General features: G+C 71.3%; 19 protein-coding genes. 8 read left to right on the forward strand and 11 right to left on the reverse strand.

Translation table 11 applies throughout. The features are described 5' to 3' along the window. Positions 1–32: 32 nt before the first annotated feature. From ACEXOR_RS08140 to ACEXOR_RS08150, 3 genes are read right to left on the reverse strand one after another with little or no spacing between them, the layout of a single operon-like run. On the reverse strand, positions 33–953 hold the full coding sequence (locus tag ACEXOR_RS08140; protein ID WP_374849038.1) for an NAD(P)-dependent oxidoreductase: 921 nt from the start codon (positions 951–953) through the stop codon (positions 33–35). Next, positions 950–2,455, reverse strand: a complete 1,506-nt coding sequence (locus tag ACEXOR_RS08145; protein ID WP_374849040.1) for a M24 family metallopeptidase — start codon at positions 2,453–2,455, stop codon at positions 950–952. Before ACEXOR_RS08145 ends, ACEXOR_RS08140 begins: the two co-directional genes overlap by 4 nt. Next, complete coding sequence (locus ACEXOR_RS08150; protein WP_374849042.1) at positions 2,452–3,240, reverse strand: SDR family NAD(P)-dependent oxidoreductase; 789 nt, start codon at positions 3,238–3,240, stop codon at positions 2,452–2,454. Before ACEXOR_RS08150 ends, ACEXOR_RS08145 begins: the two co-directional genes overlap by 4 nt. Before the next feature lie 38 nt (positions 3,241–3,278). Here ACEXOR_RS08150 and ACEXOR_RS08155 point away from each other — a divergent pair, with 38 nt between their 5' ends. Beyond that, on the forward strand, positions 3,279–4,145 hold the full coding sequence (locus tag ACEXOR_RS08155; RefSeq protein WP_445451947.1) for a helix-turn-helix domain-containing protein: 867 nt from the start codon (positions 3,279–3,281) through the stop codon (positions 4,143–4,145). 45 nt (positions 4,146–4,190) lie between these two features. Here ACEXOR_RS08155 and ACEXOR_RS08160 read toward each other — a convergent pair whose 3' ends face one another. Continuing rightward, the gene (locus ACEXOR_RS08160; protein WP_374849044.1) at positions 4,191–5,717 is read right to left on the reverse strand and encodes a dihydrolipoamide acetyltransferase family protein; all 1,527 of its coding nucleotides are present in this window, start codon (positions 5,715–5,717) and stop codon (positions 4,191–4,193) included. Position 5,718: 1 nt separating this feature from the next. Then, positions 5,719–7,995 (reverse strand): alpha-ketoacid dehydrogenase subunit alpha/beta, encoded by a 2,277-nt coding sequence (locus ACEXOR_RS08165; protein WP_374849046.1) that lies wholly within the window; start codon positions 7,993–7,995, stop codon positions 5,719–5,721. A 154-nt stretch (positions 7,996–8,149) separates the two neighbouring features. On the opposite strand from ACEXOR_RS08165, the gene ACEXOR_RS08170 reads away from it, so the two are divergent. Beyond that, positions 8,150–8,674, forward strand: a complete 525-nt coding sequence (locus ACEXOR_RS08170) for a VOC family protein (protein WP_374849048.1) — start codon at positions 8,150–8,152, stop codon at positions 8,672–8,674. A gap of 22 nt (positions 8,675–8,696) precedes the next feature. Continuing rightward, positions 8,697–9,461 (forward strand): GntR family transcriptional regulator, encoded by a 765-nt coding sequence (locus ACEXOR_RS08175; RefSeq protein ID WP_374849050.1) that lies wholly within the window; start codon positions 8,697–8,699, stop codon positions 9,459–9,461. 110 nt (positions 9,462–9,571) lie between these two features. On the opposite strand, the gene ACEXOR_RS08180 is transcribed toward ACEXOR_RS08175, so the two are convergent. After that, entirely contained in the window at positions 9,572–10,837 is a 1,266-nt protein-coding gene (locus ACEXOR_RS08180; protein WP_374849052.1) for an MFS transporter, read from the reverse strand. Positions 10,838–10,965: 128 nt separating this feature from the next. Between ACEXOR_RS08180 and ACEXOR_RS08185 the strand changes: the two genes are divergently transcribed. After that, a complete protein-coding gene (locus tag ACEXOR_RS08185) occupies positions 10,966–11,418 on the forward strand; it encodes a MarR family winged helix-turn-helix transcriptional regulator (RefSeq protein WP_374849054.1) in 453 nt (150 codons plus the stop codon). Between the two features lie 128 nt (positions 11,419–11,546). Here ACEXOR_RS08185 and ACEXOR_RS08190 read toward each other — a convergent pair whose 3' ends face one another. Further along, positions 11,547–13,217: an AMP-binding protein gene (locus ACEXOR_RS08190; RefSeq protein ID WP_374849056.1), complete on the reverse strand. Its 1,671-nt coding sequence runs from the start codon at positions 13,215–13,217 to the stop codon at positions 11,547–11,549. Positions 13,218–13,259: 42 nt separating this feature from the next. Continuing rightward, positions 13,260–14,282: a ketopantoate reductase family protein gene (locus ACEXOR_RS08195; protein ID WP_374849057.1), complete on the reverse strand. Its 1,023-nt coding sequence runs from the start codon at positions 14,280–14,282 to the stop codon at positions 13,260–13,262. Between the two features lie 108 nt (positions 14,283–14,390). Here ACEXOR_RS08195 and ACEXOR_RS08200 point away from each other — a divergent pair, with 108 nt between their 5' ends. The 3 genes from ACEXOR_RS08200 to ACEXOR_RS08210 are packed head-to-tail and all read left to right on the forward strand — an operon-like array spanning position 14,391 to position 20,748. Then, entirely contained in the window at positions 14,391–17,006 is a 2,616-nt protein-coding gene (locus tag ACEXOR_RS08200) for a glutamate--cysteine ligase (RefSeq protein WP_374849058.1), read from the forward strand. Between the two features lie 2 nt (positions 17,007–17,008). Then, positions 17,009–18,799, forward strand: a complete 1,791-nt coding sequence (locus ACEXOR_RS08205) for an N-acetylglutaminylglutamine amidotransferase (RefSeq protein WP_374849059.1) — start codon at positions 17,009–17,011, stop codon at positions 18,797–18,799. Continuing rightward, positions 18,796–20,748, forward strand: coding sequence for a S9 family peptidase (locus ACEXOR_RS08210; protein ID WP_374849060.1), 1,953 nt, complete (start codon positions 18,796–18,798; stop codon positions 20,746–20,748). The genes ACEXOR_RS08205 and ACEXOR_RS08210 overlap by 4 nt, the downstream gene beginning before the upstream one ends. 87 nt (positions 20,749–20,835) lie before the next feature. Here the strand turns inward: ACEXOR_RS08210 and ACEXOR_RS08215 are convergent, their stop codons facing one another. Continuing rightward, positions 20,836–22,050 (reverse strand): MFS transporter, encoded by a 1,215-nt coding sequence (locus ACEXOR_RS08215; protein ID WP_374849061.1) that lies wholly within the window; start codon positions 22,048–22,050, stop codon positions 20,836–20,838. 452 nt (positions 22,051–22,502) lie between these two features. Here ACEXOR_RS08215 and ACEXOR_RS08220 point away from each other — a divergent pair, with 452 nt between their 5' ends. After that, entirely contained in the window at positions 22,503–23,495 is a 993-nt protein-coding gene (locus ACEXOR_RS08220; protein ID WP_374849062.1) for a glutathione S-transferase family protein, read from the forward strand. Positions 23,496–23,517: 22 nt separating this feature from the next. On the opposite strand, the gene ACEXOR_RS08225 is transcribed toward ACEXOR_RS08220, so the two are convergent. Together ACEXOR_RS08225 and ACEXOR_RS08230 are read right to left on the reverse strand one after the other, a co-directional pair. Next, entirely contained in the window at positions 23,518–24,408 is an 891-nt protein-coding gene (locus tag ACEXOR_RS08225) for an ABC transporter permease (protein ID WP_374849063.1), read from the reverse strand. After that, on the reverse strand, positions 24,395–25,465 hold the full coding sequence (locus ACEXOR_RS08230) for an ABC transporter ATP-binding protein (RefSeq protein WP_374849064.1): 1,071 nt from the start codon (positions 25,463–25,465) through the stop codon (positions 24,395–24,397). The genes ACEXOR_RS08225 and ACEXOR_RS08230 overlap by 14 nt, the downstream gene beginning before the upstream one ends. Positions 25,466–25,473 lie beyond the last annotated feature (8 nt).

A 25,473-nucleotide genomic window follows, 5' to 3' on the forward strand; every position in this document is an offset into this window, starting at 1 on the left:
GGGGTCGGGAGGGCCGGGCAGGTCGGGGGGGGTCAGGGGCGGGCGGCGGCGCGGGTGACCTCGGCGATGGAGGCCCAGTCGAGGTCGGCCTGGCCGTCGGCCAGCGCCTTCTCGAACACGCCGCGGAGGGCGCTGCCCGTGGGGAACGTGATTCCGGATGCGTGCGCCGCGTCGAGCGCCAGCATCAGGTCTTTGAACCCCAGCTCGGTGGTGAACCCGGCCGGCGTGTAGCCGCCGCGGGCGATCGCGCCGCCGTAGCCCGAGTACACGACTCCCGGAAACAGGCTGTCGCCCAGCAGGTCGACGAACATCCCGGTGTCGATGCCGCGCGTCTCGAGCAGGGTGATCGACTCGGCCATCGCCTGCAGGGCGTGGATGATCAGGTAGTTCACGCCGATCTTCACCACGTTGGCCTGGCTCGGATCGGTACCGATGGGCCAGACCCGTCGGCCGAGCACCTCGAGCACCGGCCGCGCCCGCTCGACGGCGGCGGGTTCGCCGGCGGCGAGGATGGTGAGGGCACCCGAGGCGGCCGCAGGCGGGCGGCCGAGCACCGGGGCGGCCACGTAGGCGACGCCCGCCGACCGGTGCCGCTCGAGCAGTCTCGTGGCGGCAGACGCACCGACCGTGGCGAGGTTCACGTGCAGGGCGTCATCCGGAGCAGCGGCGAGCACCTGCTCGTCGAACAGGTCGAACACGACCGACTCGTTCGAGAGCATCGAGAACACGGTTCCCACGGCGAGCGCGTCGCCCACGGAAGCGGCTCGCTCGGCACCGCGGGCCACGAGCTCGTCGACGGCGGCCGGCGAGCGGTTCCACACCACCACCTCGTAGCCGCAGTCGAGCAGGCGGCCCGCCATCGCCGAGCCCATCGAACCGAGGCCCACGACGCCGACGCGGCCGCCACTCGGGCCGCTCTGGCCACTCGGGCCGCTCACCGCAGCCTCGGTCACGCGCCGGGCTCGCCGCGCCCCGCGGCCGTGTTGAGGTGCGACTGCGAGTCGCGGAGGGTCGGCAGGCTGCCCCCCACCGTGAAGTAGCGCTTACCGGCCACGAGCAGGTCTTCGGCCGGGAACTTGGTGATCACCTGGCAGCCGGTGGCCGTCACGATCACCTCCTCCTCGATGCGCGCGGCGCCCCAGCCGTCGGCGGCGGGCCAGTATGTCTCGAGGGCGAACACCATGCCCTCCTTCAGCTCCTCCGGGTGGTCGAGCGACACCAGGCGCGAGAAGATCGGCTTCTCCCAGATCGACAGCCCCACCCCGTGCCCGTACTGCAGCGCGAACGCGGCTTCCTCGTCGGCGAAGCCGAACTCCTGCGCGGTGGGCCAGACGGCCACGATGTCGGCCGTGGTGGCACCGGGGCGCACCAGGGCGATGGCACGGTCCATGTACTCACGGGCCCGCGTGTAGGCGTCGCGCTGCGCCGAGCTCGCCGAGCCCACCGCGAAGGTGCGGTAGTAGCAGGTGCGGTAGCCGTTGAAACTGTGCAGGATGTCGAAGAACGCGGGGTCGCCCGGCCTGATCAGCCGGTCTGAGAACACATGCGGATGGGGCGAGCACCGCTCCCCCGAGATGGCGTTGACGCCCTCCACGTACTCGGAGCCGAGGTCGTACAGCTTCTTCGACACCAGCCCGACGGCCTCGTTCTCACGCACGCCCGGCCGCAGGAATTCGTACAGGTCTTCGTAGGCCGCATCCACCATCGACGCCGCCTGGGTGAGCAGGCCGATCTCGTCGGCCGTCTTGATGCGCCGCGCCTCCATGAACACCTGCTGCCCGTCGACCACCCGGATGCCCTGCTTCTGCAGCGCGAACAGGATGGGCAGCTCGATCACGTCGACACCGAGCGGCTGGTCGGCCACCCCGAACTTGTCGAGCTCGCGCTTGATCTTGGCGGCCACCCGGTCGGCGATCTCGGCGTCGGGGCTGAACGCACCGCGGAGGGTCGAGATGCCGGCGCGCGACCCGCTCTCGGCGCGCGGCCGCACGGCTCCGTGATGCGCGGCGTGCGGATCGGCATCCGCCTCGGCCGTCGTGGTGTCGAGCCAGGGGTTGAAGAGGGAGTGGTGCTTGGCGGCCGAACCGAAGTCCCACATGATGGGGTCGGTGTTGCGGGTGAGCAGGCTGAACCGGATGAGCTTGTCCATGGCCCAGGTGCCGATGTGGGTGGAGGTCATGTAGCGGATGTTCGAGAAGTCGAACGCGAGCACCGCACCGAGATCGCTGCGGTCGAGCTCGGCCTTGAGCCGCGCGAGGCGTTCGCTGCGCAGGCGGTCGAAGTCGATGCGCTGCTCCCAGTCGACCGCGTTCGTGCCGCGGGTGGCGGTGGGGATCGTGGCGTAGCCACCGGCCGGAGCCTGGCCGGCAGGTCTGGCCTCCGCCGTTGCCGCTGCCGTCGCGCCCGCCCCGTCGAATGCGGGCCGGGCTGCACTGCCGTCGAATTGTGTGGTCATACCAGGACCATCCCTCCATCGATCATGATCACCTGGGCGGTGAGGTAGTCGGAGTCGGATGACGCGAGGTAGAGCGCCGTCCCGACGATGTCGTCGACGGTGGCCGTGCGGCCGCGGATGATCCCCGCCGCGAACTCGTCCATGGCCCCGCCGGCCGTCGTGGTCTCGCCGATGGCGAGCAGGTCTTCGTCGAGCTTCACCCAGAGGGGCGTGTCGACCACCCCGGGCGCGAACGCGTTCACCGTGATGTCGTGCTCGGCGAGCGCTTTGGCCGCCGACTGCGTGAGCGAGATCACGGCCGCCTTGGCCGCGGAGTAGGGGGCGAAGGCCGGAAAGCCCTGGCGCCCGGCCATCGAGGTGGTGTTGACGATCTTGCCGCCGCCGCCCTGGGCGATCATCTGGCGGGCCGCCTCCTGGGTGCCGATCAGCACACCGAGGGCGTTGACCTCCATGATCGCGCGCCAGTTCTGCTCGGTGACGTCGAGGAACCTCATCGGCGCGTTGAAGCCGGCGTTGTTGAACCACACGTCGATGCGGCCGAACTCGGCGACCGCGGCATCGACGGCGGCCTTCACCTGGGCGCGGTCGGAGACGTCGGCGCGCACTCCGAGGGCGGCGCGGCCCTCGTCGCGGAGCCCGGCGGCAGCGGCCTCGGCAGCCTCGGCATTCAGGTCGGCGATGACGACGGATGCCCCTTCGGCAGCCAAGGCCCGGGCGATGCCCAAGCCCATCCCGCTCGCCGCTCCGGTGACCACCGCCACGGTTCCCGCCATACGATTCGCCATTGATTCGTCCTCTCGGCTGTTCAGCCTAGCTTGTCACAGTGTTCAGTCTAACAACACACTCTGCCGATGCAGCCCGCAACCCGGCGCTCTCTGAGACGGCCGGTTCGTATACTCTTGCTGCACAGAATCCGGTTCGGGCCGAGAGCCCGCGAGCGAGGAGTGCGACCATCACAGACGACATCGGCCCCCGGCTGCGTGCGGCGCGGATCGCGCGCGGTCTCAGCCTCCGCAGCGTGGCCACGGCACTCGGGGTCTCGGCATCCCTCATCTCGCAGGTCGAGACCGGCAAGACCCAGCCCTCGGTGAGCACGCTCTACGCGCTGGTGAACCACCTCGGCATCTCCTTCGACGACCTCATGGCCGGCAGTGCGCATTCCGATCAGCCCGCCGCCGTCGGCCGGCCGGTCGCGGTGGGCTCCGATCTGCCGCCAGCGTCACTGAACACTCCGGATGCCGCCGGCCAGCCGCTCCCCGCCCTGCAGCGCGGCACCGACAACCCGGTGCTCGAGATGGAGAACGGCGTGCGATGGGAGCGGCTCGCCGCGAGTCGCGACGGAGCGGTCGACCCGCTGCTCGTCACCTACGAACCGGGAGCATCCAGCTCGATCGAGGGCCGCATGATGCGCCACAGCGGCGTGGAGTACGCCTACCTGCTGTCGGGCGAGCTCACCGTGCGCCTCGACTTCGACACCTTCGTGCTGAAGGCGGGCGACTCGCTGAGCTTCGACTCCGTGCGACCGCACCTCTACCTCAACGAGGGCAGCGTGCCCGCGAAGGGGCTGTGGTTCGTGGTGGGGCGGCGGGAGTTCTCGCAGGAGATGCCCTCCTCGGGACAGCCCGTCCGCTCCTCGGAGAACCTCGCCTCGGCGGTCGACGTGCTCCGGGCGATGGACCGCCTGGCCTGACCTGCCCCCGCACTTCTCGCCGAGGGCCGGGCGACGGGGCAGGGGTCAGACGAGGATCGTGAGGGGGTTCTCGATGCTCGACTGGAACGCCGCGAGCCAGCGGGCCGCGAGGGCGCCGTCGACCGCACGGTGATCCACCGAGAGCGTCACACGCATCACCGTCGCCACCTCGACCGCTCCGTCGATCACCACGGGCTGGGGCTTCGCAGCCCCCACCGCGAGGATGCCGGAGTGCGGCGGATTGAGGATCGCCGCGAATTCGAGCGCGCCGTACATGCCGAGATTCGACACCGAGAAGCTGCCGCCTTCGAGCTCGTCCTGCCGCAGCTTCTTGGCTTTGGCACGGCCGGCCAGGTCGGCGATCGACGTGCTCACGGAGGTGATGCTCAGCCCGTCGACTCCCCGCACCACCGGGGTGAGCAGTCCGCCGTCGGTGGCGACGGCCACCGCGATGTCGACGGAGCGGTACACGCGCATCCCCTCGTCGCTCCAGGTGACGTTGGCCTCGGGCACCTCGCGGAACGCCGCGGCCACCGCCTTCACCACGAAGTCGTTCACCGAGACGCGCACCGCCGACCGCTCGTTGACCTGCGCCCGCAGCGCGAGCAGCTCGTCGACGCGGCACTCGGCCGTGAGATAGAAGTGCGGCACCGTCGACTTGCTCTCGGTGAGCCGCCGGGCGATCGCCTTGCGCATGGGGGTGTGCCGAACGAGTTCGGTGTCGTCGGCCTCGGCGGATGCGCCCGCCGAAGCAGTCGTCGCGACCTCGGGTGCGACGCCCGGCGCGGCCGAGGCCGTCGCGCCCGCTGCCGCGGTGCCCGTCGGCGCACTCGTCGCGGACACCGAGCCCGTGGGTGCCCCGGCAGCCGCCACAGGTGCGGCACCCGCCACGGGGGCGGCGGCCTGCTGCGCCGGCGCCTGCTCCACGTCGCGGCGCACGATGCGCCCGCCGGGACCGGTGCCGGTGATGGACGAGGGGTCGAGCCCTTTCTCCCTCGCGAGCTTCCGGGCGATGGGGCTGAGGAACAGCCGCTCGCCGTCACCCGACTCCTGGGCAGACGTTCCCGGCACGGCCTCACGCGTGGCTGCCGCGGGGGCGGGCACGTGTGAGGGCACAGGGGCGGCCGCGGATTCGGCGTCGGGGGCCGATTCACCCGCCCGGGCCGACGGCTCGGCCTCGGCGGCAGCGGCCTCCATCGAGGCGGCCTCCTGCACGGGCGCACCGGAGTCGGGGTCGCGCCGGGTCGCATCCGGAGCCGAGCCCGGACCGTTGACGGGTACGCCAGCCGCAGGCCCGCCCCCGAGCACGGCGTCGATGTCGGCGTCGGTCTCCCCCTCCGCGATGAGCACCGCGATCGGCATCCCGATCTCCCCGGCCTGACCCGGTTCGAGCAGCACGCGCCCCACCACACCGGCGTCTTCGGAGTTGTACTCCACGACGGCCTTCTCGGTCTCGATCTCTGCGAGCGGGTCGCCCACTTCCACGCGTTGACCGGGCGTCACGAGCCAACTGGCGATCGCGGCCTCCTCCGAACCCGCGAGCACGCTCGGCATCCTGATGATCGTCGCCATCTCAAGCACCCCTTCCGAATCCGGCACGCACTCGTTCGAGGCCCACCACCACGTCGTCGGACTTCGCGATCGCGGCCCGTTCGAGCACCTTCGAGATGCTCGGCGAGGCCTCGGACCCCGTCACCCGCTGCACCGGCTGGTCGAGCCAGTCGAAGAACCTGCGCTGGATCTCGTCGGCCAGCCATGACCCGTACGACGTGCCCTGAGCGCCCTGCTCCACGATCAACACCGCATTGGTCTTGCGGATCGACTCACCCACGGTCTCCCAGTCGAGCGACGCCCGGTCGAGGAAGCGCAGATCGATCAGCTCGGCGTCGACGCCGGTCTGCTCGATGGCCCTGGCGCTCTCACCGACCATCGACAGGTAGGTCAGCACAGTCACATCGGAGCCCGGCCGGCGCACCGCTGCGGTGCCGTACGGGATCTGGTAGTCGAGGTCATCCGGGATCTCACCCGACTCGGCATAGAGGTCGACGTGTTCGATGATGAGCACCGGGTCGTCGATCGCGAGGGCCGCGTTCATCAGGCCCACGTAGTCGAACGGGGTCGACGCCGCCATGATGCGCCACCCCGGGCTGGTGGCGAAGATGCCCGCCGGATCCATCAGGTGCTGCGAGCCGTAGCCCGAGCCCATGGCGATCTTCGTGCGCAGCACAAGCGGCACCGGGTTGTCGCCGCCGAACATGTGGCGGGCCTTGCCGATCTGGTTGAACACCTGGTCGGCGGCCACCCACATGAAGTCGGGGTACATGAACTCCACGACGGGCCGGTAGCGGCCGTCGAGCGCGATGCCTCCGCCGAGACCCGCGAAGGCGTTCTCGCTGATGGGGGTGCCGAGCACGCGGCCGGGGTACTTCTCGGCCAGGCCCTTGGTGGCGCCGTTCGTGCCGCCCTTGAGGCGATGGATGTCTTCACCGAGCACCACGATGCGATCGTCGGAGCCCATTCGTCGATCCATCACCGCGGCCACCGCGTCGACGAACTTGCCCGTCGAGCTGGTGCCGGCGTAGTCGGCCTGCTCGAGGGTGGGCGCGTCGGCGATCTCGGCCAGGTCGCCGCGGATGCCGACGTCGACGAAACCCGGGTCGGGCCAGAGATCGGGGCGGATGCGCTTCACCCCCGGCTTGCCGTCGGGGTCGGGCTCGGTGAGTGCGTCGACGGCGTGACGGACAGCGTTCTGCGCCTGCGAGCGCACGCTCGCGAGGCCCTCGTCGTCGATGAGGCCCAGGGCGGTGAGCTCGCGAGCCATCCGGAGCAGCGGGTCGCGCTCACGCCAGGACTGCTCCTCCTGCTTGCTGCGGTACCCGAACGCGCTACCCGGGTAGGGACCGTTCTGGTGGAAGAACCGGTACACCTCCGCCTCGATCACAGCCGGCCCGCCACCCGAGCGCATGAGCTCGGTGGCCTGCTGCATCGCGAGGTGCACGGCCAGCGGATCCATGCCGTCGACCCGCCAGGCCGGGATGTCGAAGCCCAGCGCACGGGCCGAGAGCCGCGGTTCGGCGGTCACCTCGGTGACGTGGGTCGACACCGCGTAGAGGTTGTTCTCGATGAAGAAGCAGAACGGCAGCTTCCAGGCCGCCGCGAGGTTCATGGTCTCGAGCACCGAACCGATGTTCACGGCACCGTCGCCGAAGTAGCTCACCGTGAGGTCGGAGTCGAGAGCGGTTCCGGATGCGGCGGGCTCCGCGCCGGTGCCGTCGGTCTCGCCGCGTTCGTCGCCCCGCGTCGCGCCCGCCTCCGCCACGGCGGCCTGCCGCTGGGCCCACGCGTTACCCGCCCCGAGCGGCACCCCGCCGCCCACGATCGCGTTCGTGCCGAGCGCACCGGCCTCGTGCCACTGCAGGTGCATCGAGCCACCGCGACCGCGGCAGTATCCCTGCGCCAACCCGAGGATCTCGGCGAGCGTCTTCTGCAGCACCTCCTGCACCACGGGGGTGACGAGCGCCTCGGGGTCGAGCCCATCGGGCGCCACGTGCGCCAGCGCCTTCGCCAGGAACTGGTGGTGCCCGCGGTGCGACCCGTTCACTCCGTCGCTCGAGCGCAGCGCCACGATGGATCCGACCGCGCCACCCTCCTGGCCGATGCTGGAGTGCGCAGGGCCGTGGACGAGGCCGGCGCCCGCCAACTCGAGCACCGCCTCCTCGAAGGCGCGGATGAGGTGCAGCTGCCCGAGCATGGTGCCGAGGAGCGCCGGATCAGCGGCCTTCCAGTCGGCGGGGGTGGTGCTCAGCTCGACCCAGGGCGATCCGGGCTGAAGACGTTTCTCGCGTGGCATTGCAGGTGCTCCTTCGCACGTGGGTGAGGCACGTTGAAGAGCACACTATGCGGCGAATGTATCCATTGCAACCCTTTTCTTCGCGTATCGACTACGCTAGCATCCTCAGTGGATCCATTCGCATCCGAACGGAACCCGTCGAAAGGAGGTGACCGTGGCCATTCCCGGCCTGCGAGGCGCCGAGCACATCGGCTTCACGGTGCCCGACCTCGACGAGGCGCACCGCTTCTTCGTCGACGTGATCGGCTGCACGCCTGTGTACTCGCTGCCCACCATGCGTCGCGACGACGACTGGATGCGCGAGCATCTGAACGTCGAGCCCCGGAGCGTCGTGCGCGAGATCCGCTTCTACCGGTGCGGCTTCGGCCCGAATTTCGAGGTCTTCGAGTACGAGCCGACCGCCGATCAACGCCCGCAACCCCGCAACAGCGACCTGGGCGGGCATCACATCGCGTTCTACGTCGACGACCTCGATGCCGCCGTGGCATCTCTGGAGGCCGCGGGCATCCGGGTTCTCGGCGCCCCCACCGCGAGCCGCAACGCGTCGGAGGGCCAGCGCTGGGTGTACTTCCTCAGCCCCTGGGGCATGCAGTTCGAGCTCGTGAGCTACCCGCACGGCAAGCAGTACGAGGAGCAGGCCGAGGTGCTGCTGTGGCATCCGGCCCGCCCGGGAGAGTGAGGCGCCGATAAGATTCGACGCAATGACCGACTCCCCCGCCGACCGCGGCGCCAGCGCCGATACGGCAGGCCTTTCTGAGAGCCCACCGCGCTCCGAGGGCACCGGTGGCTCCCCCATCGAGCGCCTCCTCGGTGCCGCCATCGCAGACAGCTCCGTGGCGAGCCATCGCATCGCCGACAGCCTCCGCCGCGAGATCCTCGGCGGGGCTCTCGCACCGGGAACGCGCATCCGGCAGGAAGACCTGGCCGAGCGCTTCGGTTCGAGCCGTATCCCGGCCCGCGAGGCCATCCGAATGTTGCAGGCCGACGGTCTTGTCACGCTCGTCGCGAACTCTGGCGCCTGGGTGTCGCGCCTCAGCCTCGAGGAGTGCGTGGAGGCCTACTCGATCCGCGAGCGGCTGGAGCCCCTGCTGCTCTCGCGCAGCCTGCCGCACCTCACCGACGAGCAGATCGCGCGGATGACCGAGCTCGCCGACCGCATGGAGACCAACGCCGACGTCGACGTGTTCATGGCGAGCGACCGGGAGTTCCACCTGCTGAGCTACTCGGGGGCGGCCACCGGATCGCTCTGGGAGATCATCCACCGGCTCTGGAACACCACGCAGCACTACCGCCGCGCCTACGCCACCCTCGTGGGGGTGTCAGGCATCGGGGTGACACACCTGGAGCACCACCTGTTGGTGGACTGCATCCGTCGCCGCGACCCGGATGACGCCGAGCGGGTGCTTGTCACGCACATCCGGCGCACCCGCCTCGAACTCGAGAAGCACCCCGACCTCTTCGCCTGAGCCGCAGGGCCCCGACGCTGGGCGCGGGCCTGCCCACAGCCCGCCATCCCGACCCCTACCCCTACCCCTAGCCTTCGCCGAGTTGCGCCGAATCACCCCGAAAGGGCGCCTCACAGGGCATTTTGGCGCGACTCGGCGGAAGCGGAGTCGAGGGAGGAGCCATGGGCGGGGGCAGGTGCAGGCTCGGGGTGAGAGCCAGAGGCCGACGCCGGCGGCGCCGACGCGGCACGCGCCCGGCGCGCCAGAAGCGCCGCCACGACCATCACCGCGAGGGCGCCCAGCGTGATGAGCGCACCCGCCCAGAGCGGCGAGGTGTAGCCGAGCCCGGCGCTGATGGTGAGGCCGCCGATCCAGGCGCCGAGGGCGTTGCCCACGTTGAACGAGGCGATGTTCGCGCTCGAGGCGAGCGTGGGCGCCTGCTCGGCGTACTCCATCACCCGCGACTGCAGCGCGGGCACGGTGCCGAAGCCGAACGCGCCCATCAGCACCAGTGCGATCACCGCGGCCACGGGGATGGCGGCCAGCACGGCGAACGCCGCGAGCACGAGGGCCAGCGCGGCCAGCATGGCGATGAGGGTGCCGTCGATCGACTTCTCGGCCGCCTTGGCACCGAGGGCGTTGCCGGCGAAGGTGCCCACCCCGAACACGATCAGGAGCCACGGCACCACCGCGCTGTCGAAGCCCGAGACGCCCGTGAGCGTGTACGCGATATAGGTGAAGGCACCGAACATGCCGCCGAACCCGAGCACCGTGACCACGATCGACAGCCACACCTGGCCCGAGCGGAAGGCGCTCAGCTCGGCGCGCACGCTCGTGCGGGCGGCCTTCTCGGTGGGCGCGGGAACCAGCAGCGCGATGCCGACCAGTGCGATCACGCCGATGACGGTGATGGCCCAGAAGGTGGCGCGCCAGCCGAAGCTCTGACCCACGAAGGTGCCGAACGGCACGCCCAGCACGTTGGCGAGGGTGAGGCCCGTGAACATCACCGCGATGGCGCTCGCGCGCTTGGCCGGGGCCACCATGCTGGCCGCCACCACCGAGCCGATGCCGAAGAAGGCGCCGTGGCAGAGGGCGGCCACGATGCGGCCGACGAGCATGGTGGCGTAGTCGGGGGCGAGCGCCGAGATGAGGTTGCCGGCGATGAAGAGCACGAGCAGGCCCATCAGCACCTGCTTGCGCGGGAGCCGCGTGACCGCCAGCGTCAGCAGGATGGCACCGACCGCCACGGCGAGCGCGTAACCCGAGATGAACCAGCCGGCGGCGGCCTCGTCGACCCCGAAGTCGGCGGCGACCTCGGGCAGGAGCCCGGCGATGACGAACTCGGTGAGCCCGATTCCGAAGCCGCCGATGGCGAGCGCGATGAGACCGATGGGCACGGTGGTTCCCTTCGAGAGTGATGACGAGGGTGGAGAAGCGAGGATTAGACGCGTACGCTTGTTGTTGCACGCGCCGGGTAAAATAGTTGCACGCGCGGCATGAAAGCGCAAGCAACGAACGGAGCGCGATGAGCATCGATGACGACGCCCTCGAGGTGCGTGCCCAGGGCTGGCGCACGCTGGCCGCCCTGCACGCCTCCATCGAGACCGAGCTCGAGCAGGCCCTCGCGCGCGCGGCGAAGCTCTCGGTGGTCGAGTACACGGTGCTCGACGCGCTGGGCCGGCAGGACGGCTGGCACATGCGCATGCAGCAGCTCGCCCGTGCGGCCGCCCTGAGCAGCAGTGCCACCACCCGCCTGGTGAACCGGCTCGAGGAGCGGTCGCTCCTGCAGCGGGTGCTCTGCGCCGACGACCGGCGCGGCATCTACACCGAGCTCACGGCGCCCGGCCGGGCCCTGCTCGAGAAGGCGCGTCCGGCGCACGACCGGGCCCTCGAGGCGGCACTCGACGCGGCCGAGCAGACGCCCGAGCTCGCACCCTTGGCCGCAGCCCTGCATCAGGTGACCCGGGCGGGCGTTTAGCTGCACGCAGCTGCGTGTAGCAGCGCGCAGACGTTCACAGCGGAGGAGAATGTCCGTTACGAGGCGCATATGGCCTCGTCGACGTCATTCTCCTCCGCTGCGAACCAGCTCCGGCGCCAGCCCCGGCGTCAGTGCCGGAACTCAGTGCCAATCTGCTCGCCCCGGTCGAAGGCGGCCTGCTCCCGCTCCCGCAGCTCCACCCGCCGGATCTTGCCCGAGATGGTCTTGGGCAGCTCGAAGAACTCCAGCCGCCGCACCCGCTCGAACGCCGACAGCCGTTCGCGGGCGTGGGCGAAGATGGCGTCGGCGGTCTCGGCCGTGGCCTCCCAGCCCTCGGCGAGCGCCACGTAGGCCTTCACGAGGCTGTGGCGCACCTCGTCCGGCGCCGGCACCACCGCCGACTCGGCCACCGCGGGATGCTGCAGCAGCACGCTCTCGACCTCGAACGGCGAGATCTTGTAGTCGGACGACTTGAAGATGTCGTCGGTTCGGCCCACGAACGTGATGGTGCCGTCGGGGGCGCGCACGGCGACGTCTCCGGTGTGGAAGTACCCGTCGGCCCGGGCCTGAGCAGTGCGCTCCTCGTCGCCGAGGTACCCGGCCATCAGGTTCGTCGGCTCCACCGCGAGGTCGAGGCAGATCTCGCCGGTGTCGGCGGGCTCGCCGCTCACCGGGTCGATGATGGCGATCGTGACGCCCGGCAGCGCCTGCCCCATCGCGCCCGGCACGATCTCCGCACCCGGTGGGTTCGCGATGATGGCGGTGGTCTCGGTCTGGCCGTAGCCGTCACGGATGGTGAGCCCCCAGTCGCGCTGCACCGTGGCGATCACGCCCGGGTTGAGCGGTTCGCCGGCCGAGAGGATCTCGGTGAGCGCGCGGGGCTTGGTTCCGAGGTCGGACTGGATGAGCATCCGCCACACCGTGGGCGGCGCACAGAATGTGGTGACCCCGGCCCGATCCAGCTGCCCCCGGAGCGCCACGGGGTCGAACCGCCCGTAGTTGTACACGAACACGGTGGCCTCGGCGTTCCACGGGGCGAAGAAGCAGCTCCAGGCGTGCTTGCCCCAGCCGGGTGAGCTGATGGCCAGGTGCACGTCGTCGGGCCCGACGCCCAGCCAGTACATGGTGGTGAGGTGCCCCACGGGGTAGGACTCGTGGGTGTGCACCACCATCTTGGGCTTGGAGGTGGTGCCGGAGGTGAAGTAGATCAGGCACGCGTCGCTGCTGTTCACGCGCACCGTCGGGCTGATGCCGAAGGCATCGACCGAGTCGGCGAAGTCGAGCCAGCCCTCACGCGCCTGCCCCACCGCGATGCGGGTGAAGTCGCCCTCGAGACGCTCGAACTTCGCGGTCTCGGCGGCATCCGCGATCACGTGCGCCACGCCGCCGCGCTCGATGCGGTCGGCCAGGTCGGCGGGCGAGAGCAGTGTGGTGGTGGGCAGGATGACGGCTCCCAGCTTCATCACCGCGAGCATGGCCTCCCAGAGTTCGACGCGGTTGCCGAGCATGAGCATCACGTGGTCGCCCTGCTGCACGCCCAGGCCGTGCAGCCAGGCGGCCACCTCGTCGGATCGCCAGCGCATCCGGTCGAAGGAGACCCTCGTCTCGGTGCCGTCCTCGTCGACGATCCAGAGTGCGGTCTTCTCGTTGCCGATGGCGATGGCGTCGAACCAGTCGACGGCCCAGTTGAAGTGCGGGCCCACGTCGGGCCAGTCGAAGGCGGCGGAGGCCGCTGCGGCGTCGGTGCGGTGCTGGAGCAGGGTGTCGCGGGCGGCCCGGAACGACTCGGTCGGGTTCATGGAATCAGTCTCCCCCAGGAACCATGCCGAACGCCGCACCCCTCAGGCCAGCAGCAACCCGATGTTCTCCGGTGACCGCACGAGCGAGCCCGCCTCGATGCGGCGCGCGAGCTCCACCACCCGTTCGTTCGCGGGTGCGCTGCCGCCGAGTCGCCGCTGTTCGTCGACCACGAGCCCGTTGATCTCGTGCACCTCGTTGCGGCGCCCCTTCGTCCAGTCCTGCAGCGACGTGGTGCGGGTGGTCGGCGAGGAGAACCGGCGCAGCACCTGCTCGAACAGCTGCTCGGCGAACCGTTCCGGATCGTCGAGGTCGGCGTCGGTCATGCCGAAGATGGGCCGGAGCGCCACCCCGGTGTCGACCGCAGTGCGGGCCGCCTCCGTGCCGCAACGCAGCATGAACTCGTACATGCCCGGCACCTGGATGGCCTTCGCCAGCTCGAGGTCGAGGATGGCCGACGGAACGAGCTCGGCGGCGTTCACGATGAGCTTGCCCCACTTCGACGAACGGATGTCGCCCGACACCTCCACCGTGCCCGCGTGCTGCAGCACCTCGGCCACCTCGTGCTCCCGCCCGAGAACGGCGGGGTGGATGCCGCCGATCGCGAACCAGGCCTCCTCCGGCGGCGTCTCGCGGTTGCAGATGCCGGGCTCCCACATGTTCGACGCCACCTCGATCACGGCGCCGACGGCGCGCTCCGGGCCCATCACCGCGGCGATGTCATCGATCGACATGCCGTTCTGCAGCCCCACCACGAGCCCGTCGGGCTTCACCAGCGGTTTGATCAGCTCGCACGCCCAGCGGGTGTCGTAGGCCTTCATCACGATGAAGACGATGTCGAACGGCTCCCGCAGCGTGGCCACCTCGAACAGGTCGTACACGGTCACCGCGGTGTTCTCGGTGCGGTCGGGCATCACCACGGTGAGGCCGTTCGCGCGCATGGCGGCGACGTGCGCGGGCCACTGCTCGATGAGGGTGACGTCGAGGCCGGCGCGGGTGAGGTCGGCGGCGATCGACGCGCCGTTCGCACCGGTTCCGACGAAAGCGATTCTGGGGTCGATCGACATTGATCTCCTTCTAGCGTTCAGTGCAGCTGCACACTGTTCGACGCTACTACAAGCGACCAAAACCATGTGAGCCTGGGCGGCAGCCGTGAACCCCCGTAGGGTGAGCCCATGGCAGCGGAGTTGACGCTTGGCGCAGAAGAAGAGCTCCACCTGATCGACCTCCAGAGCGGAAAGCTGTCCGCGAGGGCGCCGCAGATCCTGTCGCGCCTCCCGGGCGAGAACTACTCCGCCGAGATCCAGCGCACCACCGTCGAGACCAACACCGACGTGGTGACGACCCTCGACGGGCTCCGCCAGGAGATCCTGAGGCTGCGCCGGGGCGTGATCGAGGCGGCTGCTCCGGATGGCGTGGGCATCGCGTGCGTCGGCACCGCGCCGCGCTCCGAGTTCGCCGATTTCGAGCTCACCACCACCGGCCGCTACGGCCGCATGCAGGAGCAGTACCGCCTGCTGGTCGACGAGCAGCTCATCTGCGGCACCCAGATCCACGTGGGCGTCTCCGACCGCGACCTCGCCGTGGAGATCGCGCAGCGCATCGCGCGGCATCTGCCGGTGCTGCTGGCCATCTCGGCGAGCTCGCCGTACTGGAACGGCCACGACACGGGGTACTCCAGCATCCGTTCGATCATCTGGCAGCGCTGGCCGAGCGCCGGGGCCACCGGTGACCTGGGCTCGGCCGCCGAGTACGACGAACTTCTCGCCGACCTCATCGCCACCGGCGTGATCGCCGACTCGAAGATGGCGTACTTCGAGGTGCGGCCCTCGTCGCACGCGCCCACCCTCGAGCTCCGGGTGTGCGACGCCTGCCCGGTGGTCGACGACGCGGTGCTGATCGCCGGTCTCTTCCGGGCAGCCGTGCGGGCCGCCGAGGTCGACATCGAGGCCGGCCGCCCCTACCGGCCCGTGGCCGCACCCATCCACCGGGCGGCGATGTGGCAGGCGGCGCGCGGCGGGCTCTCGGGCGACCTGCTCGACGACAACCCGCATCCGCGCCCCGTCTCGGCAGCCGCAGCCGTGCGCCGGCTGGTGCAACGACTGCGCCCGCAACTGGAGGAGCTCGGCGATTACGACGAGGTGTTCCAGCTCGCCGAGACCCTGCTCGCCCGGGGCAACTCGGCCGACCGGCAGCGTGCCGCCTTCGCGGAGCGCGGCGACCTCGACGCCGTGGTGAAGCTCGTGGTCGACGAGACCCATGGCCCGGCCGGCGGCATCCCGCCCGCGGTTCCGGCCCTGCGCACCTACCGCACCCGCGCCGGTGACGAGGCGGTCGGGCCGGGCTCTCGCCCGAGGCCCGCCTACGAAGACCTGATCGCGCACTTCGAGGGGCTGAGCCCCACGAGCATCGAGGAGGCCCGGCGCGCGGCGCACGAGTGGACGGCGGCGCGAGGGCTCGCGTTCCGCGTCGACGGCGAGGAGCGGCCCTTCGAGGTCGACCTGGTGCCCCGCATCATCAACGCGCACGAGTGGGCTCAGATCGTTCCCGGCCTCACCCAGCGCGCTCGGGCGCTCGAGGCGTTCCTGCAGGACGTGTACGGCGAGCAGCGCATCCTGGACGACGGAGTGGTGCCCCGCTGGGCCGTGGAGGACAGCCCCGGTTACTCGGCCGAGGCCCGCCGGGTGCCCGCGGGCACGACCCGGTCGGCCGTGTTCGGCTTCGACCTCGTGCGAAACGAGTTCGGCGGCTGGCGGGTGCTCGAGGACAACGTGCGCAATCCCAGCGGGGCGGCGTACGCCATCGCCATCCGCGAACTGATGGACGACGTGGCCGAGAAGGCCCCGCGCCCCGGCGCCCTGCTCGACCCGCACGGGGCCTTCGGCGCCCTGCGGCGAAGCCTCCTGGTCGGCGGACGCGTGGCCGCTGGGCTCGCCGACGGCGCGGGCCGGGCCCCCGTCGCCGCCCTGCTGAGCAGTGGCCCGACCACCGGCGCCTGGTTCGAACACCGGATGCTCGCGCAGGGCGCGGGCCTGGTTCTGCTCGAGCTGCACGACCTCGACGTGGTCGACGGGCTCGTCACGCTCCGCTCCGACGGCACCGTCGTCGACGCCCTGTACCTGCGTCTCGACGAGGAGCTGCCCGACGCGGTCGACGCGGAGGGCCGCCCGATCGGGCGCGACCTGATGCACGTGGCGGCCTCCGGGCGGGTGTACCTGGCGAACGCGCCGGGCAACGGCGTCGCCGACGACAAGGCCATGTACTGCTTCGTGCCCGCCCTGATCGGCTACTACCTCGACGAGCGGCCGCTGCTGGAGCAGGTTCCGACGTATCGCACCAGCGACGAGGCCGAGCGCCGCACGGTGCTCGAACGGGTGGGCGAGCTGGTGACGAAGCCGGTCGACGGGCACGGCGGACACGGGGTGCTGATCGGCCCCGCCGCCGGTGCCGCCGCCGTGGCGGAGCGCCGGGCGGAGATCGCCGCCGACCCGCTGGGCTGGGTGGCGCAGGAGGTCGTGCCGCTGTCGTCGCACCCCACGTTCACCTTCGCCGAGGCCGCCCCCGGTGCCGAGGCGGCCGGATCGTCGAGCCTGCTCGAGCCGCGGCACGTCGACCTGCGGGTGTTCGTGTACGCCACCGGCGACGGCGAGTACGGGCTCGAGGTGGCCGACCTGGCTCTCACGCGGGTGGCCCCGGCCGGCAGCATGGTGGTCAACTCCTCGCAGGGCGGCGGGTCGAAGGACACCTGGATCGTGGCGCGCGAGGCCTCGCCAGCTCCGAAGGGGGCCTGAGGATGTGCGGCCTCGCGGGTGAGCTCCGCTTCGACGGGCGCAGCGCCGACCTCGGCGTCGTCGACCGGATGACCGCCTGCCAGGTGCACCGCGGCCCCGACGGCAGCGGACTCTGGTCGAACGGGCGCACCGCCCTCGGTCACCGCCGCCTCTCGATCATCGACCTCTCCCCGGCGGGCGGCCAGCCCATGGTGGATGCGCCGCTCGGCCTCTCCGTGGTGTTCAACGGCTGTATCTACAACTATCGAGACCTGCGCACCGAGCTCGAAGGCAGCGGTCACCGCTTCTTCTCCGACTCCGACACCGAGGTGATCGGCAAGGCGTATGCCGAGTGGGGCATGGACTGCGTGCAGCACCTGATCGGCATGTTCGCCTTCGTGATCGTGGAGCACGCCTCGGGTCGGGTGATGCTCGCCCGCGACCGGCTCGGCATCAAGCCGCTCTACCTCGACGAGCGGGCGGGCCGGCTGCGGTTCGCCTCGACCCTGCCCGCCCTGCTCGAGGCCGGCGACGTCGACACCTCGATCGACCGGGTGGCCCTCGAGCACTACCTGAGCTTCCACTCGGTGGTGCCGGCACCGCGCACCATCCTCGCGGGGGTGACCAAGCTGCCGCCGGCGACGGTGCGGATGATCGAGCCCGACGGCTCCGCATCCGAGCACGTGTACTGGCGGCCCGAGTTCGTGCGCGACCCCGACCGCGCCGGCTGGAGCGACGAGGACTGGCAGGCGGCCCTGCTGGGGAGCCTTCGCACGGCGGTCGAGCGCCGCATGGTCGCCGATGTGCCCGTGGGGGTGCTGCTGTCGGGCGGCATCGACTCGAGCCTCGTGGTGGCGCTGCTCGCCGAGGCGGGCCAGAGCGACCTCGCCACCTTCAGCATCGGCTTCGACTCGGCCGGCGGCGAGTCGGGCGACGAGTTCGAGTACTCCACCCTCGTGGCCGAGCACTTCGGCACCGACCACCACCGCATCCCGATCGACTCGGCGCGGCTGCTGCCGGGTATCGACGGGGCCGTGGCCGCCATGAGCGAGCCCATGGTGAGCCATGACTGCGTGGCGTTCTACCTGCTCTCCGAAGACGTGTCGACGTCGGTGAAGGTGGTGCAGTCGGGCCAGGGCGCCGACGAGGTGCTCGGCGGCTACGACTGGTACCCGCCCCTGGCCGGGGTGCCGCGCTCCGAGGCCGTCGAGGCCTACTCGGCCGTGTTCTTCGACCGGCGCTGGCCCGAGTTGCAGCAGTTGCTCGGCCCGGCCTGGCGCGACGCGGCGCGGCCCGACGCCGCCACGGAGTTCATCCGGCGCGAGTTCGCCCGGCCCGGCGCCGAGACCACCGTCGACGCCGCCCTGCGCAACGACACCACCGTGATGCTGGTCGACGACCCCGTGAAACGGGTCGACAACATGACCATGGCCTGGGGTCTCGAGGCCCGCGTGCCGTTCCTCGACCACGAGTTCGTGGAGCTGGCCGCGAGCATCCCGCCGTCGCTGAAGCTCTCCGACGGCGGCAAGGGCGTGCTGAAGCGGGCCAGCCGGGGGGTGGTTCCGGATGCCGTGATCGACCGCACCAAGGGTTCGTTCCCGGTGCCGGCCATCCGCCAGCTCGCCGGGCCGTACCTGGAGCGCGTGCGCGAGGCCCTGACCGCGCCCGAGGCGCGCGAACGCGGACTGTACGACCCCGCCACGGTGGAGCGGCTGCTGGCCGACCCGAACTCCGAGCGCACGGCGCTCGGCTCCAACTCGCTCTGGCAACTGGCACTGTTGGAGATGTGGCTGCAGGAGCGGGGCATCCGGTGACCGTGACGAGCGGGCGAACCGCCGAGCCGCGCGGGGACGACGGGATGCGCGACCACGGCGGCCCGGGGGAGGTCGCCCCCGACCTCGACCTCGCCGCGGCCCTCGTGGCCGCCTGGGGCAGCTGGGGCCCGTCGATGACGCCCGACGCCTCGCGAGTGGCCTTCATCAGCGACCGCGGCGGCAGCCCCGAGCTCTGGGTGCAGGACGTGGTGCTCGACGGGCCGGCCCCCGAGGCCACCCGCATCCGGTTCAGCGACGACCCGGTGCTGATGGTGAGCTGGTCGGCCGACAGCGCCTGGCTCGCCTGCACGGTCGCCACCGACGGCGGCGTGCGCACCCAGGTGTGGGTGGTGCGCCCCGACGGCCGCGACGCCCGGCGCATCTCGGGGCCGCCCGAGCGCCACGCCGAGCTCGGACCGTGGACGAGGAGCGGCCATCGCGTGGTGCTCAGCGTGCCCTCGACCGAGCTTGGCGAACCCACCCGGGCCTACCTCGCCGACCCGGCCACCGGCGAGCTCGACCCGCTCGCGGTGGGCGAGCTCATCCACGTGCTCGACCTCTCGGCGTTCGAGCGCATGCTCGTGATGCGCGACGGCGCGCGCGGGCACGAGTTCTGCGTGGTGGTCGACCGGGAGACCGACGTCGATCACGCGGTGATGCCGCATCCGGCTCGCGGGGCGACCGACCGGGCATTCATCCGCCCCTCCCCGCCCGGCGAGAGCGCCCCGGCCGTGGTGTACGCGGCCACCGAGGTGGGCCTGCCCCGCCTGCAGCTCGTGGCCTCCCCCGTCGACCCCGACGACTGGTCGCGCCCCGCCCGCGTGCTCGCCACGCGCGACGACGCCGAGCTCGAGGGGCTCGACGCCGACGACGAGGGCCGCCTGCTGCTGCTGGTGTGGAACGCGGCCGGCCGCAGCGAACTCGAACTGCTCGACACCCACACGGGCGCGCGCACCCCGGTTCCGGGCCTACCGGGTGCCGTCGCCACGAGCCCGGTGCTCAGCCGCGACGGGTCGAGCGTGCTGCTCGCGGTGGAGGGGCCCACGCGCCCACGCGAGCTCTGGCACCTCGACACGGCCTCCCTCAGCTGGCACCGGGTGACGGATGCGCCGCCCCTGCCGGCGACCCCCTTGGTCACCCCCACCCTCGAGCGCTACCGCTCCCCCGACGGCCTCGAGATCACGGGCTGGCTCTACCGACCCCCGGTGGCTCCCGCCGAACCGTCGCAAACCGCCCTCTCCGGGCGGCCGGAGGGCGATCTGCGACGGGTGGGCCGCGCCATGCTGCACTTGCACGGCGGACCCGAGTCGCAGGAGCGCCCCACCTTCAGCCCGCAGCACCAGGTGCTGGCGGCCGCGGGCATCACCGTGTTCGCCCCGAACGTGCGCGGCTCGTCGGGTTTCGGCCGGGAGTTCGTGCACGCCGACGACGTGCACCGCCGGCAGGGCGCGTTCGACGACGTCACGGCCGCGGCGGCGCACCTGGTGGACATCGGAGCGGCCGACCCGACGCGCATCGCGGTGACCGGGCGCTCCTACGGCGGCTACCTCACGCTCGCCGCACTCGCCTTCACCCCCGGGGTGTTCGCGGCCGGGGTCGACGTGTGCGGCATGTCGCACCTGCTCACCTTCTACGACGAGACGGAGCCCTGGATCGCGGCCGCCGCGGTGACCAAGTACGGGCATCCGCAGGTCGACGAGGAGTTCTTGCGCTCGATCTCGCCGCTCGAGCAGGCCGCGCAGATCGACGTTCCGCTGCTCGTGGCGCACGGCGAGCTCGACACCAACGTGCCCATCGGCGAGGCGCACCGCATCGTGGCAGCGCTCGGCGAACTCGGGCGGCCGGTGGAGTACCTCGAACTCCCCGGCGAGGGCCACGAGTACCGCCGGGCCTCCTCGCGGCTCGCCCTCGTGCGGGCGATGCGCGACTTCCTCACCCGCACCCTCTGACCCCGGGCATCCCCGCGGCTCGTCCCGAATCGGGGCGCGACACGGCGTGTCGCACCGATTCGGGACGGGTCGCGGGGGTGGGGTGCGTCAGGCGACGGATGCGCAGCGGGGCATACGCAGGGCGAAGAGGGCGGCGGCGGCCATCAGCACGGTGGCCGAGGCGAAGGCGGCCTCGAAGCCGTAGGCGTCGACGAGCAACCCCGCGGCCAGCGGCCCCACGATGGCTCCGGCGTCGGCCACGGCCTGGAACACCGCCACCGGCTGCCCGCCCCTAGCCCCCGCCGCGTCCCCCACGGCAGCGGCCGGAGCGGTACCCATGAACGCCGCGGCCACCCCGTACACACTGAGCAGCACGATCAGCAGCCAGATGGAGTCCACCGCGGGGATGGCGAGCATCACCACCGCGCCCACGGCGAAGGCGCCCACGATGGCCGGCCGGCGCCCCACACTGTCGACGAACCGGCCCGCCGGCACGAGGGCCACCGTCTGGGCCACGGCCGCCACGGCGAAGGCGATGCCCGTCCAGGCGGGCTCCTGGTGCAGCACCTCCACCACGAGCACCGGCACGAGCGAACTCCGCACACCCATGGCCGACCAGCCCTGGGCCAGGTTCGCCAGCAGGGCGGCCTGATAGCCGCGGTCGCGCAGCACCTGGCGGAACGGACGCGCGGGCTCGACCACCGCATCCGGATCTCGGCGGTGCCGCTTGAGCAGGGCGAGGCCCACGGCGCCGGCCACCACGAGGGTGGCCGCGTAGAAGAAGAACGGGGCGTGCAGCGAGATGCCCGCGAGCAGCCCGCCCACCGCGGGGCCGGCCATTCCCCCGATCAGGAAACCGCCCTGATAGAAGCCCACGGCCCGGCCGCGCACCGACTTGTCGGTGGAGGCCAGCAGGAGCGTCATGGCCGACACCGAGAACATGGCCGAGCCGATTCCACCGGCGCCGCGCAGCAGCAGAACCTGCAGGTAGCTGTCGGCGAGACCCACCAGAGCGCTCGACAGCGCCACGATGCCGATGCCGGCGGCGAGCACGACCCGTTCGCCGCCGCGATCGATGAGCTTGCCCACGAACGGGTTGGCCACGAGCCGCATCACCGCGAACGCCGACACCACGGCGCCCACCTGCAGGTAGCTCACGCCGAAACTGCGCACGTACACGGGCAGCACCGGCACCACCACGCCGAAGCCGAGCATCACGAAGAAGGCGATCACGCCCAGCACCACGACGTCGCGCGGCAGGCCGGCGCCACGACCCCAGATGACGTCGCGCACGCGTCGGAGAAGAGCGGATGCGCGGGTCACCCCAGAAGCGTAGTCGGCCTGGCGACGGGCGAGGCGCGGGGCCGGGTGGCCCTGGTGCGGGGCGAGCCGGAGCGACGGGGATCTGCTCCGGCCCGCCCCGGGTCAGGGTAGGTGGCGCGAGCAGCGGCATCGGGTCTGCCAGGGTAAAGCCGCTCGCGCCACCTCGTCGGCATCGGGTAATGCCGGGGATGGCGCTCTGGGGAAGAGCAGCTCATCCGTTGGGGGGTGTTAACGACATTACCCGAATGGGACTCGGAGTCCTATCGGCTCCGAACGGGCCCGGAGAGCGCTCTCCTGAGCTTTCGGTCGCGCGAGAAAACTACCGCTGACCAGGCACTCCATCCGCCCGTCCGATGTGGCGCTCGTGCTCGTCTTGACCGTTCCTTGAGGTGATCCTGAGCGAAAACTGCGGTACTCCTGGCGCGTCCGGGCCGGGGGGCTAGGCTCCGAACATGAGCTACGTGCAGCCCGGAGAGTTCACCCGCGACACCGCCTACATCGAAGATCGCATCACCCGCGACGGCCGTGACGGCTGGCCCGTCGAGGCCGGCCGCTACCGACTCATAGCCGCGAGGGCATGCCCGTGGGCGAACCGCACGGTGATCGTGCGCCGCCTGCTCGGGCTCGAGCAGGCCATCTCCCTCGGGATGCCAGGCCCCACCCACGACGAGCGCAGCTGGACCTTCGACCTCGACCCCGACGGGCGCGATCCGGTGCTCGGCATCGAACGCCTGCAGGAGGCGTACTTCGCCCGCTTCCCCGACTATCCCAAGGGCATCACGGTGCCCGCCGTGGTCGAGGTGTCCAGCGGCATGGTGGTCACCAACGACTACCCGCAGATCACCCTCGACTTCAGCACCGAGTGGACGGAGTTCCACCGCGACGGCGCCCCCGACCTCTACCCCGAGCGCCTGCGCGACGAGATCGACGAGGTGAATGCCGCCGTCTTCCGCGACGTGAACAACGGCGTGTACCGTGCCGGGTTCGCCGGATCGCAGAAGGCCTACGAGCGCGCCTACGACGCCCTGTTCGCCCGGCTCGACGAGCTCGGCGACCGGCTCTCCCGCCGGCGTTACCTCGTCGGCGACACCATCACCGAAGCGGATGTGCGGCTCTTCACCACGCTCGCCCGCTTCGATGCGGTGTACCACGGGCACTTCAAGTGCAACCGGCAGAAGCTGGCCGAGATGCCGGTGCTCTGGGCCTACGCGCGCGACCTGTTCCAGACCCCTGGATTCGGCGACACCATCGACTTCGCGCAGATCAAGGCGCACTACTACCAGGTGCACCGCGACATCAATGCCACCGGCGTCGTTCCGAAGGGCCCGGATGCGCGGGGCTGGCTCACCGAGCACCACCGGGCCGAGCTCGGCGGGCGGCCGTTCGGCGACGGCACACCTCCGGCGGAGCCGCCCGTGGGCGAGCGGGTGCCACCGCTGGCTTGAACCGCTGCTCGCCCGACCCGCTCTAGGAGAGCACGTCCTTCGTGGCGAACCTGGCGTATGCCAGGGCACCGAACACGGCCACGTAGGCCAGCTGCAGACCCGCGTTGCCCCCGAACGACGTCCAGTCGATGGGCTGCCGCAGCAGGTCGGCGAAGTCGAGCCAGTGGTAGCTGAGCAGGAACGGATGCAGGAACTCGGTCTGCGAGAGCTGGCCGAGCACCTGCGAGAGGATGGCCACGACGACCGTGGCGGCCATGGCGCCCACCGGTGCATCCGTGAGGGTGGAGATGAACAGCCCGATGGCGGCCAGCCCGAGCAGCCCGAGCGCCACGTAGCCGGCGATCAGCAGCGCGCGCAGCAGGGCTTCACCCACGCTCACGGTGTCGCCCGAGAGCAGGGTGACGGGGCCGATGGGAAAGAGCACCGCCCCGGCCAGGATGCCCGCGAGCGACACCGTCAGGGTGGCCGCGAGGCAGAACACCACCGCTGAGGCGAACTTCACCACGAGAAGACGGATGCGCCCGACGGGCGACACGAGCAGGTAGCGCAGCGTTCCGGTGGAGGCCTCGCCCGAGATCGAATCGCCGGCCACCACGCCCACCGTGAGGGGCAGGAAGAGCGGTATCGACACCACGAGCGCCGTCATGCCCACGAACAGGCCGTTCTGGCTGATGCGGTCGAGGAACGCCGGGCCGCGGCCGCTCCCGCCGCCGTCGGCGAGCCGGATGGCGACGGCGATGAGGATGGGCACCGCCGCGAGCACGGCCAGCATGGCCTGGGTGCGGCGGCGACGGAAGAGCACCGAGAGCTCCGACGCGAAGAATCCCCACCCGGCGGCGCGCCGCTCCGCCCTCGCGGGTGCGGCGCCGACCGGGTGGGCCGATGTGGTCTCGTTCACATCACTGGAGGACATCGAAACCCTCCCCGGTGAGTGCCACGAAGCTGTCTTCGAGTGAGGGGCGTCGCATCTCGAAGCCGCGCACCCGCACCTCGCCGGAGACGAGGGCCGCCACCACGTGTTCCGGCAGGAGGCCCTCCGCGACCGGGGCGGTGAGCACGACGTCGTCCTCGGCGCCCACGAGGTCTTCAGCCCCGACGAGGTTTGCGGCGTCCGCGCCTTCGGCGGACGTCGCGGCGGAGGTCGCGATGGCGGCGGGCGTGGCGGGCGCGGCAGGCGCGACGACGGCGGCGCGCGGTGCCGCGGCGGTGACCGTCAGGGCGAGGCCGGCGAGTACACGCGCGGCACGAGCCGCGTCGGGAGCCGCCACCGTGACGCGCAGGGTGGCGGCACCCGTGCGGCGCAGGTCGTCGATGGTGCCCTGCGCCACCAGGCGGCCGCCGCGCATCACGCCGATGTGGGTGCACATCTGCTCGATCTCGGCGAGCAGATGGCTCGAGACGAAGACCGTCGTTCCGGCCGAGGCGAGGTCGCGGATGAGGGTGCGCACCTCGCGGGTGCCCTGCGGATCGAGCCCGTTGGTGGGCTCGTCGAGCACGATCAGGCTGCGCGGCATCAGCAGCGCGTTCGCGATGCCGAGGCGCTGCTTCATGCCGAGCGAATACGCCCGCACCTTCTTGCCGCCCGCCTGGGTGAGCCCGACCTGCTCGAGAGCACCGTCGACCCGGGCCCGCCGGGTGCGGGTCGGCGCCCAGCCGTCAGCGGCGTCGAGCCGCGCGAGGTTGGCCGCGCCGGAGAGGAAGGGATAGAAGCCGGGGCCCTCGATCAGGGCGCCCACTCGGGGCAGCACCGACGACAGACCCGCGGGCATCCGCTCGCCGAGCACCGAGATCTCGCCCGCCGACGCGTCGGCGAGGCCCAGCAGCATGCGGATGGTGGTGGTCTTTCCCGAGCCGTTCGGACCGAGGAAGCCGAACACCGACCCCGCCGGAACATCGAGATCGACCCCGTCGACCACGGCGTGCCGCCCGAATCGCTTGGTGAGCCCGCGCGTACTGATCGCCGCGGTCACGCCGGGCC

Source organism: Herbiconiux liangxiaofengii (assembly GCF_041927335.1).
GTDB lineage: Bacteria > Actinomycetota > Actinomycetes > Actinomycetales > Microbacteriaceae > Herbiconiux > Herbiconiux liangxiaofengii.

Coding starts and splice junctions, on each gene's coding strand:
- ACEXOR_RS08205 (WP_374849059.1), top strand. CDS start 17,009: ATGTGCGGCCTCGCGGGTGAGCTCCGCTTCGACGGGCGCAGCGCCGAC.
- ACEXOR_RS08220 (WP_374849062.1), top strand. CDS start 22,503: ATGAGCTACGTGCAGCCCGGAGAGTTCACCCGCGACACCGCCTACATC.
- ACEXOR_RS08160 (WP_374849044.1), bottom strand. CDS start 5,717: ATGGCGACGATCATCAGGATGCCGAGCGTGCTCGCGGGTTCGGAGGAG.
- ACEXOR_RS08190 (WP_374849056.1), bottom strand. CDS start 13,217: ATGAACCCGACCGAGTCGTTCCGGGCCGCCCGCGACACCCTGCTCCAG.
- ACEXOR_RS08150 (WP_374849042.1), bottom strand. CDS start 3,240: ATGGCGAATCGTATGGCGGGAACCGTGGCGGTGGTCACCGGAGCGGCG.
- ACEXOR_RS08200 (WP_374849058.1), top strand. CDS start 14,391: ATGGCAGCGGAGTTGACGCTTGGCGCAGAAGAAGAGCTCCACCTGATC.
- ACEXOR_RS08195 (WP_374849057.1), bottom strand. CDS start 14,282: ATGTCGATCGACCCCAGAATCGCTTTCGTCGGAACCGGTGCGAACGGC.
- ACEXOR_RS08165 (WP_374849046.1), bottom strand. CDS start 7,995: ATGCCACGCGAGAAACGTCTTCAGCCCGGATCGCCCTGGGTCGAGCTG.
- ACEXOR_RS08185 (WP_374849054.1), top strand. CDS start 10,966: ATGAGCATCGATGACGACGCCCTCGAGGTGCGTGCCCAGGGCTGGCGC.
- ACEXOR_RS08145 (WP_374849040.1), bottom strand. CDS start 2,455: ATGACCACACAATTCGACGGCAGTGCAGCCCGGCCCGCATTCGACGGG.
- ACEXOR_RS08225 (WP_374849063.1), bottom strand. CDS start 24,408: ATGTCCTCCAGTGATGTGAACGAGACCACATCGGCCCACCCGGTCGGC.
- ACEXOR_RS08175 (WP_374849050.1), top strand. CDS start 8,697: ATGACCGACTCCCCCGCCGACCGCGGCGCCAGCGCCGATACGGCAGGC.